This is a genomic window from Gordonibacter sp., assembly GCF_036667095.1.
Lineage (GTDB): Bacteria > Actinomycetota > Coriobacteriia > Coriobacteriales > Eggerthellaceae > Gordonibacter.
Genome location: NZ_JAVWUP010000056.1, coordinates 1 through 15,037 on the forward strand (window position 1 = coordinate 1; position 15,037 = coordinate 15,037).

Annotated in this window: 17 protein-coding genes; 6 read left to right on the forward strand and 11 right to left on the reverse strand. The window is 60.8% G+C overall.

Features of this window, described 5'->3' with window-relative positions:
- Positions 1-141: 141 nt before the first annotated feature.
- The gene (locus RR842_RS06910) at positions 142-1,467 is read left to right on the forward strand and encodes a lipase family protein (RefSeq protein WP_332729320.1); all 1,326 of its coding nucleotides are present in this window, start codon (positions 142-144) and stop codon (positions 1,465-1,467) included.
- Positions 1,468-1,680: 213 nt separating this feature from the next.
- Complete coding sequence (locus RR842_RS06915; RefSeq protein WP_332553620.1) at positions 1,681-2,508, forward strand: SDR family oxidoreductase; 828 nt, start codon at positions 1,681-1,683, stop codon at positions 2,506-2,508.
- A 47-nt stretch (positions 2,509-2,555) separates the two neighbouring features.
- Here RR842_RS06915 and RR842_RS06920 read toward each other — a convergent pair whose 3' ends face one another.
- The 3 genes from RR842_RS06920 to RR842_RS06930 form a co-directional block, all read right to left on the reverse strand.
- On the reverse strand, positions 2,556-2,828 hold the full coding sequence (locus RR842_RS06920; protein ID WP_332729321.1) for a hypothetical protein: 273 nt from the start codon (positions 2,826-2,828) through the stop codon (positions 2,556-2,558).
- 582 nt (positions 2,829-3,410) lie between these two features.
- On the reverse strand, positions 3,411-3,662 hold the full coding sequence (locus RR842_RS06925; RefSeq protein ID WP_332521918.1) for a helix-turn-helix transcriptional regulator: 252 nt from the start codon (positions 3,660-3,662) through the stop codon (positions 3,411-3,413).
- Between the two features lie 13 nt (positions 3,663-3,675).
- Positions 3,676-3,990 carry a DUF6442 family protein gene (locus tag RR842_RS06930; protein WP_332518339.1) on the reverse strand — a complete coding sequence of 105 codons (315 nt, stop codon included), beginning with the start codon at positions 3,988-3,990 and terminating at the stop codon, positions 3,676-3,678.
- Positions 3,991-4,178: 188 nt separating this feature from the next.
- On the opposite strand from RR842_RS06930, the gene RR842_RS06935 reads away from it, so the two are divergent.
- Positions 4,179-4,982 carry an alpha/beta hydrolase gene (locus RR842_RS06935; protein WP_332729322.1) on the forward strand — a complete coding sequence of 268 codons (804 nt, stop codon included), beginning with the start codon at positions 4,179-4,181 and terminating at the stop codon, positions 4,980-4,982.
- 165 nt (positions 4,983-5,147) lie between these two features.
- Here the strand turns inward: RR842_RS06935 and RR842_RS06940 are convergent, their stop codons facing one another.
- The 3 genes from RR842_RS06940 to RR842_RS06950 all read right to left on the reverse strand — a co-directional run bounded on the left by RR842_RS06940 (position 5,148) and on the right by RR842_RS06950 (position 6,846).
- Entirely contained in the window at positions 5,148-5,732 is a 585-nt protein-coding gene (locus RR842_RS06940) for a SprT family zinc-dependent metalloprotease (protein ID WP_332553623.1), read from the reverse strand.
- Between the two features lie 118 nt (positions 5,733-5,850).
- Positions 5,851-6,699: a 16S rRNA (cytidine(1402)-2'-O)-methyltransferase gene (gene rsmI / locus RR842_RS06945; RefSeq protein WP_332513535.1), complete on the reverse strand. Its 849-nt coding sequence runs from the start codon at positions 6,697-6,699 to the stop codon at positions 5,851-5,853.
- 9 nt (positions 6,700-6,708) lie between these two features.
- Complete coding sequence (locus RR842_RS06950; protein WP_332724661.1) at positions 6,709-6,846, reverse strand: hypothetical protein; 138 nt, start codon at positions 6,844-6,846, stop codon at positions 6,709-6,711.
- A gap of 203 nt (positions 6,847-7,049) precedes the next feature.
- Between RR842_RS06950 and RR842_RS06955 the strand changes: the two genes are divergently transcribed.
- Entirely contained in the window at positions 7,050-7,856 is an 807-nt protein-coding gene (locus tag RR842_RS06955; protein WP_332553625.1) for a lysophospholipase, read from the forward strand.
- 170 nt (positions 7,857-8,026) lie between these two features.
- Here the strand turns inward: RR842_RS06955 and RR842_RS06960 are convergent, their stop codons facing one another.
- From RR842_RS06960 to RR842_RS06970, 3 genes are all read right to left on the reverse strand, one after another.
- A complete protein-coding gene (locus RR842_RS06960; protein WP_332729323.1) occupies positions 8,027-9,268 on the reverse strand; it encodes an alpha/beta hydrolase in 1,242 nt (413 codons plus the stop codon).
- 22 nt (positions 9,269-9,290) lie between these two features.
- Positions 9,291-9,749 carry a helix-turn-helix domain-containing protein gene (locus tag RR842_RS06965; RefSeq protein ID WP_332522316.1) on the reverse strand — a complete coding sequence of 153 codons (459 nt, stop codon included), beginning with the start codon at positions 9,747-9,749 and terminating at the stop codon, positions 9,291-9,293.
- Positions 9,750-10,367: 618 nt separating this feature from the next.
- Positions 10,368-10,640, reverse strand: coding sequence for a hypothetical protein (locus RR842_RS06970; protein WP_332513526.1), 273 nt, complete (start codon positions 10,638-10,640; stop codon positions 10,368-10,370).
- Between RR842_RS06970 and RR842_RS06975 the strand changes: the two genes are divergently transcribed.
- The gene (locus RR842_RS06975) at positions 10,639-10,788 is read left to right on the forward strand and encodes a hypothetical protein (protein WP_332553628.1); all 150 of its coding nucleotides are present in this window, start codon (positions 10,639-10,641) and stop codon (positions 10,786-10,788) included. The two genes, RR842_RS06970 and RR842_RS06975, sit on opposite strands and share 2 nt — an antisense overlap.
- 11 nt (positions 10,789-10,799) lie before the next feature.
- Here RR842_RS06975 and RR842_RS06980 read toward each other — a convergent pair whose 3' ends face one another.
- Positions 10,800-11,348, reverse strand: coding sequence for a glutathione peroxidase (locus tag RR842_RS06980; RefSeq protein ID WP_332513523.1), 549 nt, complete (start codon positions 11,346-11,348; stop codon positions 10,800-10,802).
- A 107-nt stretch (positions 11,349-11,455) separates the two neighbouring features.
- Positions 11,456-13,108 (reverse strand): helix-turn-helix transcriptional regulator, encoded by a 1,653-nt coding sequence (locus tag RR842_RS06985; RefSeq protein WP_332729324.1) that lies wholly within the window; start codon positions 13,106-13,108, stop codon positions 11,456-11,458.
- Between the two features lie 243 nt (positions 13,109-13,351).
- Between RR842_RS06985 and RR842_RS06990 the strand changes: the two genes are divergently transcribed.
- Positions 13,352-14,854: an FAD-dependent oxidoreductase gene (locus tag RR842_RS06990; protein WP_332729326.1), complete on the forward strand. Its 1,503-nt coding sequence runs from the start codon at positions 13,352-13,354 to the stop codon at positions 14,852-14,854.
- The last annotated feature ends 183 nt before the right edge of the window (positions 14,855-15,037 follow it).

The window sequence follows — 15,037 nt, forward strand, 5'->3', positions numbered from 1 at the left end:
GTCCCCCTATCAAACCTTAAGAAATGTTTACGCCCTGTTTAGAAACAGTCGACATTCCGTGATTCGGGGCCGGCTCCTCCCAGCCATCCGTATACTGGGCCAAGACACCCGTCCCGTCGTCCTCTCCTAAAAGGAGGCTCCTTGCGCGCCAGCCCCGTGCGTCGATTCGCATTCGTACTGTCTGCCGCCCTGGCCTGCTTCCTTGCGGTAGGGTTGTTCATCGTACCGGCACGATACGTGGGAGTCAGGATGGGCATGGTGCCGACCACGCAGGTAACAAGCGCCGACGTGCAGATCCCAACCCAGCACGCCGACGGCTCAGTTACAGCCGAGTATTGCAGCGAGGCGGTAACCACCAACGGGCTTGAGAACCTTTCCGGACGCACGTCCACCGCCATCTCGCTCGACAATGCCTGGTTCTCGCACGACTCCCGTATCTACCAGCACGATCTGGCCACCGCATGCGCCGTGCTCGCAGCCGTGTGCAATTCCGAGTCACAGTATTACAGCAACGTGCAAGGATCGCTTCCCTATGCCGAACAGACGCTCGGCGCACTAGGCTTCGACGACGTACGCACCGAATCCTACGCGCTGCGCAGCTCCCTGCTCGACGAGCTAGGGGCGCTTCTCTCGGGCACACACGATGTCGCGGCCTACACGTTCGCCAGCAAAACCATACCCCGCACCGCATCAGCCCCGTCTACAACGCTTGTTTTTGTGGGCATTCGCGGCAGCTACGGCGTAGAGTGGCTCAGCAACTTCAACCTGTCCGATGCCGAAGGTGCCGCCGACCACCAGGGATTTCGAGCGGCAGAGGACGAGATCCAGCGTGCCTTGACGCAGTACGCCAACACCATCGGTGCCGATCCGCAGCATACACGCATCCTCATAACCGGGCATAGCCGGGGCGGAGCCATCGCGAACCTGTTGGCGGCACGCCTCGATAACCTAAGCGACACAGACAACCAGATGGCACCCGCATCGGGCATCTACGCCTACACGTTCGCTGCACCTGGTGCCACGCGCGCTGCCGATCAGCACAATACGACGTACGGCAATATCTTCAATATCGTGAACGAATCGGACATCATTCCACAGCTGCCGCTTTCTATCTGGGGATACGGAAAATACGGCACCACCGTCACGCTGCCGAGCGTTTCGAGCAACGGCTTCGACGGCCACTACGATGCCATGTGTGAGGCATTCCAGCAAAATACCGGCATCGCTCCCCACATAAGCGAGGACGCCCTCGCCACGCTCGACGCATTCGGCGAGCGCGCGGCACGCGAGGTTCCCTCAACCGAGGCCTTCGCCAACCCGCTGGGCATCTTCTCGTTTGCGCGTGCCCTCTTCGGCGTTGACCTCAGCGCTGCGTTGATCTCGCACTACCCCGATACGTACATAGCCTGGATGCAAAGTGTTCCGGCCGGGCACCTGTCTTTCGACGCGCCCGCACAGGCTGCGTGACCCTCAGGACATCCATCAAGGAACCTGCGTCAGCTTCGCGGCAAAATCATGCCAGTTTCGCATCTTGACGAGGAAATTGCGAATCGGCGTTCAACATGCAGCGTACGACGCGTACCATAGACGCAGCAGGCAGAACAAGAGCACGGGCCCACTGTACAACGACAAGGACCCGCGACACTGCGAACGAGGCAGCAGAGCAGAAAGGAATCGAGCATGACGAAGAAGATTTTTCCCGGGCGATTCGACGGCAAGGTCATGATCATCACCGGAGCCGCACGTGGCATCGGTAAAGCCACAGCGTTGCGTGCAGCAGCCGAGGGTGCGAAACTCGTGCTGGCCGACCGCTTGCGCGAAGAAGGCGACGCCACATTGGCCGAAGTGCAGGCCATCGCTCCCGACGCGGTATTCCTGCCGCTCGATCTCTCGATCGAGGAGAACGCAGAGGCGCTCGTGGCGTGCGCCGTGAAGACGTTCGGCCGCCTGGACATCGCCGTGAACAACGCCGGCGTCATGGGTGAGCCCGACAGCGTGCACAACCTCACCAAGGAGCAGATGGACTACACGCTGGCGAACAACCTCTACACGGTGTTCTTTTGCGCCAAATACGAGTTGCGCCAGTTCATCGCCCAAGGCGAAGGTGGTGCCATCGTGAACAACGCCTCCATTGCCGGCATGACAGGACTTCCCGGAAACGCCGCCTACGTAGCGTCGAAGCACGCCGTGAACGGCCTGACAAAAAACCTCGCGCTCGACTATGCCAGCTACGGCATCCGCGTGAACTCCGTGAACCCCGCCGGCACGGCCACGCCCATGGTCGAAGCGGCCTACGCCTTCGTGATGGAGAAGCAGAAAGCCGCCATAGCCGCAGGCCTCGACCCAGCAGAAGCGGCCTCGATGGCAGGCCAGAAGACCGAGTCCATGCTCAAGCGCGATGCCACCGCCGAGGAGCAGGCGGCATCCATCCTGTTCTTGGCTTCGGATGACGCATCTCACATGACCGGCGAGGTCGTTGCCACCGACGGGGGCTGGACGTCGTTCTAACGCAGGCTACGCTAACCGCCTGAAGCTGCCGGTATCGACCAAACTCGTTAGTCGATACCGGCAGCGCAGCAAATGAGGGCAAAGCGCAAGAGGGGAAGGGTAAAGGCCATCCGGGGACAAGCCGACCAGCGAACAAGCGGACCACAGCTGCACCAGACCACAAGCTGGCCGAGCATCTGTCCAGCAGAAGTCGCCGCTTGGCCACGGTTTAGGCTGATTATTTTTGCCGCCTGGCCACCGGGGAAACCTTCCTCGGCATCGCCCGCGATACAAAAGCCGAGTTCAACAGCCTTCAAGCGAAACTTGGTGGCGGCAGGCATCCCAACAAGCGCCTGCAAGAGCTCTGGACCGCCCACGGTCTCGAAGGCTTCGAATACTCGGTGGTGCAAACACTCGAGTACGACGACCCTGGCGACGTCGATACCGAGGAGTCCGAAGAACTGCGCGAACTCTGTCTGGCCGAAGATCCGAATGCTTCCAAAATATGGAAGTAGCGCGCGTCGGCCAGCAGGGCCCGCCGCTTCGGTCCGAAAGCATTCCCGCGCTACCCGATCAGCGCTTTACCGGAGCGTTCCACGTGAACCATTCGTTCTGATTCCTCCCTTAACGCATAAATACCAGTATGCGCGACCCCGAAGGCCGCAGGATCGTTTTTCGGGATCGTTTTGGTAAATCGAGGACGCTTTGCGTCCTGAACTGGCTGCCCGCCCCCTTCTTCCGGAAAGAAAGGGTCCGTTTGCCCAGGTGGTGGTTTTTGAAGGGGTCTCCTTTGCCAGCAAGGCCGCACCGATGAACGCAAAGCGCATCCTTTTTGCCAAAACCGGGTCGTTTTTTTGCAGTGGCAGTTAGCTATGCGCTCAAGGGAAATCAGGGTACTTGTTCTTTGCTTGCCGGCGAGGACGTTAATCGAAGTAGAACAAGTCCTCGAATTTCTTGTCGAGGGCGATACAGAGCACCAGCGCCAGCTTGGCCGTAGGGTTGAACTGTCCAGTTTCGATGGAAGAGATAGTCTGGCGGGACACGCCTACCAGCCGCGCCAACTCGACCTGCGAGAGGTCTTGTTCGGCACGGGCCACTTTCAAGCGGTTGCGCAGCACGAGCTCGCCGTCGTTGCCATGCGCATCCTCAAGACCAAGCGAAGGTAGCTTCATCATAATCCCGCTTCACCTACATCGTTGCCAGAATATGCTTGATGAAGAACACCACAGCTCCAAGCGCAGCTAAGGCACCTAGAGCCAATGCGCCCTTGTCGCGGAATTGAGCGAACCGGCAGAAACACAGAGCCGCCATACCCGACATCATAATGACATTTGCAACACTTACATCCTGATCATGGAAGTAGTCCCATGTGATCACAATCGCCCAGGCCATCATCATGACCGTCGCCATCACGGCGTTCGCGCGCTGGTTCATGAGCATGAATCGCTCGTCGTAAACTCCACTGTCCTTACGGCTTTTTTCAAGAATCTCGTCTTTGTCCACAAGACCCCCTATGCGTTGTACACTAATTAATATCACATTTATGACAAGTTTTATTGTCATAACGATAAGTATAGTTGGCAAAAAAGGGAAACGCAAGAGCTGCGAGATAGATACAAAACCGCACCTATGCGCGTTTGGCCGCGGTTGGCCGCACAGGGCACAGCCGCGTACCTGCTATGATAAGCGTCATGAAACAGGCTGAGTCCGCATCGACCGATCCAACCGCCCCGCAGCGCCGCTGGCCGCGACGGCTTGCCATCGCGGGTGCCGTTTTGCTGCTGGTCGTGATTCTGGCTATCGGGGCGTTTCTGGCCTACGCGGGCAACTATTACCGCGATGCCGATACCAATCACGCCAACCTCGTCTCAAGCGAACAGGTTCGCGTGGAACAGCAAGACGGCTACGTGGCTTTTGGCGACCCGAACGCGAAAACGGGATTGGTGTTCTATCCGGGCGCAAAGGTCGAATACACCTCATATGCCCCGCTCATGCGCGATTTGGCCGAACGCGGCTACCTGGCAGTAGTGGTGGAGATGCCCTTCAACTTCGCCTTCTTCAACATCAACGCTGCCGACAGCGTGCGCAGCGCCTTTCCGCAGGTGCAGCAATGGTGGGTGGGCGGCCACTCGCTGGGCGGCTCTATGGCAGCGCAGTACGCCGCCGACCATGCAGGCGACGCGACGCTCGGCGGCCTCGTACTGCTAGGCTCCTACACCGCCAGCGACCTTTCAGCCACCGACCTGGGCATCATCGCTGTATATGGCTCGAACGACCACGTGCTCAACCGCGACAAACTCGCCTCGAGCAAAGCACTTATGCCACCCGACGCATTAGTGGTGAAACTGCCCGGCGGAAACCACGCGCAGTTCGGCGACTACGGAGCGCAGGACGGCGACGGCGAAGCCTCTATCCCGCCCGAGCAACAACAGGCAGAAACCGCCGAAGCTATCGACGCTTACGTGCGCACGCTTCAGGGAGCTGCCGGGCAGTAAGGCGGCGAAGTCGCATCCTCTTAACCTGACTGGCCATTGGAAACCGCCGAAACCAGATACGCTTCTGCACCGGATTCGAAGCGCGACCGATTAGGCGAATTCGCAAAAGCAATGTACCCGAGCGCTGAAACAGCCTCTCTTCCTGCAGAGCGCCGCAACAAAACGTCAACGCAGCTTGTCTTTCCGCTCGCGCCAGTCGGGCAGATACGTGTCCATCAAATCTTTGAAACGCTGCCCATGGCCGCGCTCGCGCAGGTGGCAGAGTTCGTGGACAACCACGTATTCCAGACATTCCGGCGGATAGAGAGCCAAGCGCACGTTGATGCAAATGCGCCCTGTCGCAGGTTGGCAGCTCCCCCAACGACTGGTCATATTGCGGTAAGCCAGCCGTCCCGCCTTCACGCCCATAAGGGGCTCCCATGCGCTCACCAGTGCCGGAGCACACGCCTCGACAACGGCGCGCCACTCAGCAACCTGCTCGGGAGGCGCCTCGGCAGCAGCGCTTCGGGGCGACGCGGCTATCTGGGCGCGACGGCCCTCGATCCAGCTGCGCTTCTCGCGGACGAAAGCAACGACGAACTCGTCGGGGGTTCGCAGTGGGGCAGACACTTCCACGCGCCCATCAGGCGCCTTCACCCGCAGATTCACGTTCTTGATACGCTTGCGCGCAAGACGCACCGACAAGTCATCAACCACCAGCTCGCGCAGCTCGACGGTTGCCGCGCGCCGCGATGCGCCAGGCCGTCTCACGCGCAACCTCCGCGACGATTCCTTGCATCGCCGCCGATCGGCCTCGGCAAAATCCGCTGAGCTGCCGGGCATCCTTTGCGCTCGGATCGCCGAAGGGTGCGGCATTCCCCGTTTCCCCTCATGCGTTAAGAGCCATCTCGTACGCTACATTCCGAGCGATGCCGAATTCATCAGCGAGGGTCCGGGCGATATCCTTCTTCGAGCCGCCCTCGGCTTTAAGCTCGATGGCACGTGCAGCAGCAGCAGCCTGGGCATCATGCTGGGCGACGGCGCCCTCGTCCTTGCTGGGACCGTCCACGACCAAGACCACCTCGCCTTTGATACTGCCTGCGGCGGCCCTTGCCACAAACCGGTCGCGCACGTCGGCCGTCGCCCCGCGCGCCACCTCCTCGTGCAGCTTCGTAAGCTCCCGGCACACCGTCACCTCGCGATGAGGATACACGGCAGCGAGAACATCGAGTGCGTCCACCAGGCGATGAGGACTCTCGTAGAAGACGAGCGCTGCGTCGAGCGAGCGCAAGCCCTCCAATACCGCACGACGCTCAGCGTCTTTGCGGGGGAAAAAACCGCCGAAGTAGAACCGCGGGCTGTCGCAACCGCTTGCCACGTAAGCAGTTGCGACAGCCGTGGGACCGGGCAGCACCTCAACCGGGGCATCCGCTTCGCGAGCAGCACGCACAAGGCGCAGGCCAGGATCGGACACGCCGGGCATGCCGGCATCGGAGCAGTAAGCTATGACCTCGCCTTCCAGTACCCGGTGCACGATGCCTTCGGCACGATTTCCTATCATCTCCTCATCAAGGCGCTCGATGCGCTTCTCGATGCCGTAAGCAGCCAGCAGTTTCCCCGTGACACGGGTATCTTCGGCACACACGGTGTCGGCGGCACGCAATGCGCCGAGCGCACGCTCGGTCATATCGCCCAGATTCCCCAACGGCGTCGGGCAGATAACGAGTTTTCCGGCCACGGCTTCCCGCTACCTCCGGCGCATAACGACGAACGCGACCACCAGGATGACCAGCGCCAGCACCACGACGCCACCGATGATAAAGGGCAGCGGGCTATCGCCCGTACTGGCCAGCAAGCCGATGCTTTCCATACGCATTCCTTCCATAGGTGAAAGATACCTCCGAGCAAGGGTATTCCTGCCATGATCGCACAACCGGCCTCGTTATCCCAGAGAGCACTTGCTGAAACATCGAATGCTCGCAGGAGGGAAATTCGCCCTTTCTCATCATTTCTCCCCCGCACCCGACCGATCGCCGTTGCGCTACAATGGCGGCAGCAAGGACGTTTTCCGCCGGAAGGAGCACTCCTATGAACAGCGAGTTCACCCTGCAGACAAGCGACGGCATCCTACTCGTCGGCAGAATCGATGCGCCCGACGCGCCCAAGGCGGCCGTCGTCATCGTGCACGGGCTCTGCGAGCATTACGGCCGCTACGACTACGTGGTGGAGCAGCTGAACGCGGCAGGCTATGCAACTATGCGCTTCGATCATCGCGGGCACGGGCGTTCCATGGGCAAGCTCACCTACTACGCCGACCGCACGCAGATCGTCACCGACACCGACCTGTTCGTCGCACGCATGCGCGCGACGTTCCCGCAGCTGCCGCTGTTCATGATTGGCCACTCCATGGGCGGCTTCGGCGCAGCCAGCTACGCGACGGCACACCCGGGCGAGCTGCGCGGCTACGTGCTCTCCGGTGCCTGGACCCGCGACCATCGCGGCTTGGCCATCGTTGACGACACGCTGTCCGCGGACCAATACCTGCCCAACGAGCTGGGCGGCGGCGTGTGCTCCGATCCCGCGGTGGGCGAGGCATATGCGGCCGACCCCCTGGTGGCCAAGGAGTTCTCGGTAGGGCTACTGCGCTCCGTGCATGACGGCCACGATTGGCTGCGCGTAAACGCCGCCACGTTCTCCGATCCGGTCATCTTGCTGCACGGCGGCGAGGACGGTCTTGTGTCGCCCCAGGACAGCATCGATATGTACGGGCAGGTGTCCTCGACGGACAAGTCGCTGCGCATCTACGCGGGCCTCTGCCACGAGATATTCAACGAGTTCAAGCGCGACCGCGTGATCCGCGATACCGTGGAATGGCTCAACGACCACGTCGGGTAAGAGCGAATAACACGAAGGTTTCGGAAAACTTTGAAAGCTGGAGGATCATCCAGAGCAACGGAGGCTGGCAGCCACATGACCGCCAGCCTCCGTTTTCCTCCGCGATCCAAGACTGCCCCGTCGCCTTTCCGTCAATTTTTCAGAGTCGCAGGGAACGCAGATCGGTCTCGCTACTCTCCGCGCGCGGCCGTCACGTCTTCTTCCACCTGAGCGAGAGCGGTCGCAAACGCATCGGGATGTTCGTAGTGGATGTCGTGGCCAGACTTGATAGTGACGAGCTCGCAACCAGCAACGAGATCCAGCACGCGCGCAGCATCTTCGTCAGAGTTCGCGGCATAGAGCAGCCCGTCCTTGCCGTAATTCGTTTCCGCCTTGAGGTAGACCGTCGGACAGGTTATACGCCGCAGCAGGTCGGCCTGGTCGACGCCCTCGAACCATGACCCCGTGTAGAACGTTTCGCTGAACCGTACGTCGAAATCGTCGTAGAAGTACATGCCGCGCACCCAATCGTGCGGCACCCAGGCCAGCGTTAAATGCTTGTCGGGATGCCCCGCGCGCTCCTGCACCGTCCATTCCGCAATCTTGGGCTGCAGTCCGCCGAATAGCGAGAACAAGTAGCTATGTTGTGCATAGTACACCACCGGGTCCTCCACTTCGGTTTGCTGGAGGAAGGCGTGGATCACCTCGAAGGCATCGCGCCACACGAAGCATCCGGGCTCCTGCTGCATCTCGACCGGCGTCACGCGGAACAGCGGCGGATCTTCCAACAGGCAGCCCGCTACGCGCTCCGCATCGTTGGCGGCAAGCCATGCGGCAATAATGCCTCCCGACGAATGACCCGACACGAGATAGGAGTCTCCTATCGTTTGTCCGGCGAACGCCTTGAGCGCTTCGCCCATGGTTTGCAAGCGGTAGAGCGCCGGATCGTGGCTCGACTCGCCGTGGCCGAAACAGTCGACGGTGAACACATGGTAGAATTTCGCCAGTTCAGGCAGCACGCGCGCGTAGTCTTCCCACTGCATGCCCTGGCCGTGCACGAGCAGCAGCGCCGGGCCGTTGTCGGGGCCTTCGGCGTAGTTGAGAGCCACACCTCCGTCTTGCGCTGCGCCCTCTGCGAGCGGCGTTTCGCTCCCCTGGGTCGCCGCGTCTGCCTGCGACGCTTCGCCCCCTGCCGCTTCGCTTACTGGCAGCGCTTCGCCTTTCTGGGTCGCTGCGCCTACTGGCAGCGCTTCGCTTTCCTTGGCAAGCGAAGGCAACGCCGAAAGCGGCACCTCGACCTGCTTCTCCACGAAGCCCGCCGCATACGCCTTCTCGATGAGGCGCTCTTCGCCGTGGCGGTTGTTGTCCACGTACCACCAGAGCCCCGCGGCCGCAACCGCAACCAGCACTGCAACCGCTATGCCCTCGATCATGGCAGCCCTTCTTCCTCGGCCTCTATGCCTTGCAGCCTCCGCCATCATGGTGCCCGCCCCTTCCTTTGACCTGGTCCAGCAAGGAGGAAACGTGGTCCATGAACTCGTCGGCCTTCACCATGGCGAGGCCCTGTCCCTCGTCTCCCAGCACGAGCAGCACGTCGCCCGCCTCGATGCCGAACAGATCACGCGCCTGCTTCGGGATGACCACCTGGCCGCGCTCCCCTACCGTCACGGTTCCGAACAGGTGCTTCCCGCGCGGAGGCAGGGGCAGCTCCGTCCCTTGCGCGTCGTAGGAAACCAAGGCGTCCAGCGACACGTCGAGCACGTCGGCCAATGCGGCGGCGTTCGCCAGGTCGGGCATCGATTCGCCCGTCTCCCACTTCGTCACCGTCTGGCGCGACACGCCAAGGCGCTCGGCCACCTGCTCTTGCGTGAGGCCGCATGTTTTCCGCCTACCCTGAATGTTCGTGTGGATCATGTTTTTCACACTCCTTGTGCCTCTCAGCTTACGGCTTCCACCAGCCGACATCCACCAACCAAACATGACAGTATCTAAGCGTTTTGTCGCGTTTCGGTTGCAGGGGGAATATGAGGTGGATTCGCGGTAGATTCGCGTGGCTTCGCGATCGCGCAAGGACGGCATCTCGCGTCACACCGAGTGGACGAATGTGCTAGAATGCGGGAATACGGTGCCCCGGCATACCGGGCGGCATCGCTTCTAGTTAAACCGGGTGGCCGTCGAATGCAACCCGGTTTTTCCTTTCACCAATGCAGTTCACTTTCTCCGGTCGATTAAACCGACGATTCCGATGACAACTGACATCAAAGCACACACGGCAATGACCGTTTGAGCATCCATCGCGATCACCCCCTCTCGGGGATGCCACCCGGCAAGCGAAGCACCGCAGAGATAGATTATACTCGCGAAGGCCTTGCCGTGATACTATTATTTTCCCAGTTCAAATGCGTTTTTATGCTTGAAAGGCGCTTGATTTTGGCAAGGTTTTCGCACGTGTTTTGCCGTAGTTCTGTTTGAAGTTTGCCAGGTTTCTGTCAGGTTTGCGCGGTCGAACCGCCAGCTGCGTAAACTTCAGTACTAATACCAAATGTTCACCTTGAGCACGGCGAAGACAGCCGCAATGTAGACAAACCCATGGCTCGCATTCAGCTGCGAAAGCATCAGCGTGGCAATCAACGCCAGCACCACCACGATCATCGAGGTGGTGAACCCGCGCGAGGCGAACACGCGAAACTCAAGCAGGGGTATGGTCAGACGCAGTTGCCGCACGATGAACCACGCGAGCGCAATCACAGCCACCCCCAGCATGCCCAGCACCACCGGGTTGTTCCAACCAAGCGTGCCCGCCATGCTCAAGCTGCACAGCGGCGACCGGCTGGCCGCCGTGGACAAGGCCGTCGAGCGCGGCGTGCTGAAGAAGGCTGACACCCTCGGCGAGCTGGCCGAGCAGTTGGAACTCGACCTCGTCGTGCTGAAGAAGTCGCTCGCACCCCAGTAAAAGCTCCGCTGCTACAGCAACGCCTCCACCGCAGGCGCCACCACGTCGGGAACGCTAGCCGTAGGCTCGAAACGGCGCACGACGTTGCCGTCGCGGTCGACGAGGAACTTCGTGAAGTTCCACTTGATAGCAGGTTTGGAGGCGTAGCCAGGATCCGCCTTACCCAACATATCTTCCAAAATGGACGTGAGTTCGTGGCCTTCGTCGAAACCTTCGAAGCCCTTCTGTTGCTGCAGGTAAGCAAACAGCGGATCGGCCCCTTCGCCGTTGACCTCGATCTTCGCGAACTGCGGGAAAGTCACTCCAAAACGGGACGTGCAGAAAGCGGCGATTTCCTCGTTCGTCCCCGGCGCCTGATGGCCGAACTGGTCGCACGGAAAATCCAGTATCTCAAGCCCGCGTTCGTGCAAGTCGCGGTACATCTCCTCAAGTTGCGCATAGGTTGGCGTGAAGCCGCATTCGGTCGCCGTATTCACCACGAGCAACACTTTGCCCTGGTAGTCTGCGAGCGATACGCGCTCGCCCGCTTGCCCCTCAACAGTAAAGTCGTAGATGCCCATATCGTCCTTCTTTCTTGGAAGTATCATCGAGCGGTATGGACCTATTGTACACTCTATTGTTATTTAGTTAGTAACATTTCGGTAAACAATCGGGAACGACGGAACGCCTAGCGGCTGCCCTCCTGCTCTAGCAAGTCGATGAGTTCTTGGCGCGTATGCACGTCCAGCTTCGCGTAGATGTTGCGCACATGGCTGCGCACGGTGTTCTCGCTCACGAACAGCACCCCGGCAATATGGGCTTTCGTGCGGCCGCGCGCCAGAAAGCCCAGTATCTCGCCCTCGCGCTCGGTCAGGCCGCCGCGCTCGGCCAGACGCGAGCAGCGCTCGTCGAGCGCCTCGTCGAGCGAAGGACGTTCGCCCGCCGCATCGGCACGCACGCCGCCGGCACCCGCACCAACGCCCGCCGCGTCCTCTCCGCCTTCAGCCAGCTCGTCGTCCAACCCCCGCAGCCGACGCTTGCGGCGACGATCACGCGACACCAGCACCGTAGCCACCGACAGCGCGTAGATCACCGCCACGATGATGATGAGATAGCGCATAATATCTTGACCCTCGCCGAACAAGTCGACCGGCAAAGACCCGATAAAGTAGCCTCCCACCAGCGCCGCAGCCAGCAAGATGCGTGACAAGCCCATGGCTGCGCCCATGAGCACATACGACGACACACGCCGCTCGTGGGCAACCTCGGCCACCACGTAGGTGATCAGCAGTGCAATGAAGTAGTAACTGCCCAGAAGCACCGTACTGAAGAACAGGTTGAACCGCTCGTCCAGAAACGGCAGGAACACCAACAACGATGCGATAATGGGCATGAGCACGCGAAACGCCGTCGATACCTGAGGCACGCGCTGAAACGCGAACACGATTACCGAGAACGCGACGATGCCGATGAGCATGCCGGCCACCGACACCGTGCCCGATCCCGCAAACGTGATGGATCCCGCCAGCATAAAGCTGTTCAGCAGTCCGATGACCGCCTCCAAGACACAGTATGCGATAAGCGCATCACCGAGCATCAAGAAGGCATCGCGGTATCTCCGCGGCTTCGCCGACAGGGTGCCCGCATCGCCCGGCACACATCCCGCCACCCCCGCTTCCTCCGCATCCGCTAGAGCATCCGCAACCATCTTCTTGAAGGCACGGCGAACGTATACGGCGCAAAGCGCCATGATCACCAACAGCACGCTGCTCACCACCAGCTGGGTGGAGCTTTCCAGCGCAGAGAGCGCGGTCGAAGTAACCATACTCAGCAGCATGCCCAAGGCGATCTGGGTGACGATGACAAGGGGCCGCTGCATTGCCATGACCTCGATCCAGGCAAGCGACAGCATAACGGAGGACATCCCGAAACAGACTCCGGGGACAATCAGTGCCAAATCTGAGGGCAGTTCGGAGAACACGCCGAACAAGGTGAGCACCTTGGCAACGATCAACAGCGCCACCGGGGGCAAGAGAGGCATGGACAGCACTTTGAGACGCCCGCGCAGCGTAAGCACGATGACCACAGCAGAGCACAGCGCGACAGTAAGGGCCACCACCACATTGAAGAACAAATCTGGCACGAACAGAAACGGCGATTCGACCGAGGCGAACGCCGATAAATACGAGTTCGAGTTAACCCCACGGAACAGCCCGAACCCGACAATGATGACGACAACGAGCACTGGAGGGCACACCACGGCCGAAGCGGACGAGTCGGTAGCGAGCTCGTCGTCGCGCCCCATCGCATCACGTGCGCGCCCCGCGTCGCGCTTTCGCATACCCCTGGTTTCCATAGTCAGCATCATACCGGAATCCGGCGCGCCGCACAGTGCAAAGAGGCACCAAGACCGCCGCACGGAGCAATATAGTCCGAAACGGACGGTGACAATAATCGAGGTCGGGCCGTATGGTTGTCCTGCTCGCTTTACCGCAAGGCGAACAGGAGGGCACCACCCGCACCAAGTGCACCACAAGCCTTGGCAAGGGCACGTGCAAGACCATGAACCTAAGGGAGGGTACACATGGAAACGAACATGAAGCGCCGCGACTTTCTGAAAACGGCCATCGCATCGGGAGCCGTATTGATGGCAGGCGGTACACTCGCCGGCTGCGCGCCAACAGGCGGCGGCAACGCAAGCAAAGGCGCGAGCGACGGCGACTCCGTCGTCGGCACGTCGCCGGTGAGCTTCTCCGAGGAGACTGACGTTCTCATCCTCGGCACGGGCATTGCCGGCATGTCGGCAGCCATGGATCCCGTCGAGGCGGGCCACAAGGTCATGCTCGTGGACAAGCTCGACCGCATCGGCGGCGAGAGCTTCATCGCCTGCGGTGTCATGAACGTCTCCGGCAGCGTCATGCACCAGGAAGCGGGCATTCCCGGCACCGCCGAGGAGAAATGGGCGAAGTACGCCCCTGTCCTCGAGAAGGCCGGCGAGACCGACGACCTGGAGTACAAGAAGAACGTCTACCTGTGCCAAACCGAGTGGGCAGACCGCGTATACCAGGATTACGGCGCGAAGTTCCAGCCCTTGGCCGAATACAAGGACACCGGCGCCCCCACGTCCATGCTGCTGCCCGAGCACGGCATCGGCGACATGACCACGGTGCTCACGCCGCTGCAGAAGGGCCTCGAGGAGAAGGGCGCTACCTACAAGCTGAACCTGCGCGCCACGAACTTCATCGTCAACAAAGACGGCAATCCCATCGGCGTGCGCTTCAACGACGAGAAGAACAGCAAGACGGTCGACATCAAGGCGCAAAAGATCATCGTTGCCACAGGTGGCTTCTCCTGCAACCAGGAAATGATGTCCTCCTTCCTACCTACGCAGGCAAAGCTCGGCCCACTGACCGTGCATTCCATGGGCGAAGGCCACCAGATGTGCAAGGCTCTCGGCGGCGTATACAACCGCATGGACATGGAAGCCAACCGCATGAGCGACCTCGCCCAGGTGACGGTATGGGGCTACTTCGGCCCGAACGTCCAGATCACCCCTCAGGGACGCCGTTTCATCAAGGAGGATCAAAGCCACGACACGCCCGACAAGGCTGCCGAGTTGGAACTGGGCTTCTGGTGGACCATCTTCGACAACCAGCTGACGAGCGGCAGCCAGAAATGGAACGTCGAACAGAACATGAAGAGCAACGCCGAGCGCCTCGTCGGCCCCTGCAACACGCTTGACGAGCTCGCCACCGCCATGGATGTGCCCGCCGACAACCTGAAGGCCACCTTCGAGGCCTACGATGCGGCCGTTGCCGCCGGAGAGGACAAGGAATTCGGCAAGAAACTGTTCCTGAAGTCGCTCGCCGCCCCCTATTACGCCATGAAGCACTTCCCCTACCGCTACAAGACCCATGGCGGCATGAAGATCACCACCGACAGCCAGCTCGTCGACAAGGACGGCAACCCCATCGCCAACGTCTACTGCTGCGGCTCCACCGTAGCCGACAGCGGCAGCGACCTTTCCCCCAACGCCGGCAGCGCCTTGGTTACCGGCAAAGCCGTAACCGCCGCCCTGAAGGCCTAACAGGTCAAGCAAGCAGCACCAACCCCGCAGGTCGATCCCGACCTCCCCCTCCTCGCCGAAGCGGCTCCCGACCAAAACGTCAGGAGCCGCTTCAAGTTTTCCCAACCACGTAGAGGGTCTGGGTGTCGGGGTCTGGGTGTCGGGGTCTGGGTGTCGGGGTCTGGGTGTCGGGGTCTGGGTGTC

Coding starts and splice junctions, on each gene's coding strand:
- RR842_RS06975 (WP_332553628.1), top strand. CDS start 10,639: ATGCTCAAGCTGCACAGCGGCGACCGGCTGGCCGCCGTGGACAAGGCC.
- RR842_RS06990 (WP_332729326.1), top strand. CDS start 13,352: ATGGAAACGAACATGAAGCGCCGCGACTTTCTGAAAACGGCCATCGCA.
- RR842_RS06985 (WP_332729324.1), bottom strand. CDS start 13,108: ATGCGAAAGCGCGACGCGGGGCGCGCACGTGATGCGATGGGGCGCGAC.
- RR842_RS06970 (WP_332513526.1), bottom strand. CDS start 10,640: ATGGCGGGCACGCTTGGTTGGAACAACCCGGTGGTGCTGGGCATGCTG.
- RR842_RS06935 (WP_332729322.1), top strand. CDS start 4,179: ATGAAACAGGCTGAGTCCGCATCGACCGATCCAACCGCCCCGCAGCGC.
- RR842_RS06920 (WP_332729321.1), bottom strand. CDS start 2,828: ATGCCTGCCGCCACCAAGTTTCGCTTGAAGGCTGTTGAACTCGGCTTT.
- RR842_RS06925 (WP_332521918.1), bottom strand. CDS start 3,662: ATGATGAAGCTACCTTCGCTTGGTCTTGAGGATGCGCATGGCAACGAC.
- RR842_RS06965 (WP_332522316.1), bottom strand. CDS start 9,749: ATGATCCACACGAACATTCAGGGTAGGCGGAAAACATGCGGCCTCACG.
- RR842_RS06915 (WP_332553620.1), top strand. CDS start 1,681: ATGACGAAGAAGATTTTTCCCGGGCGATTCGACGGCAAGGTCATGATC.
- RR842_RS06950 (WP_332724661.1), bottom strand. CDS start 6,846: ATGGAAGGAATGCGTATGGAAAGCATCGGCTTGCTGGCCAGTACGGGC.
- RR842_RS06955 (WP_332553625.1), top strand. CDS start 7,050: ATGAACAGCGAGTTCACCCTGCAGACAAGCGACGGCATCCTACTCGTC.
- RR842_RS06960 (WP_332729323.1), bottom strand. CDS start 9,268: ATGATCGAGGGCATAGCGGTTGCAGTGCTGGTTGCGGTTGCGGCCGCG.
- RR842_RS06980 (WP_332513523.1), bottom strand. CDS start 11,348: ATGGGCATCTACGACTTTACTGTTGAGGGGCAAGCGGGCGAGCGCGTA.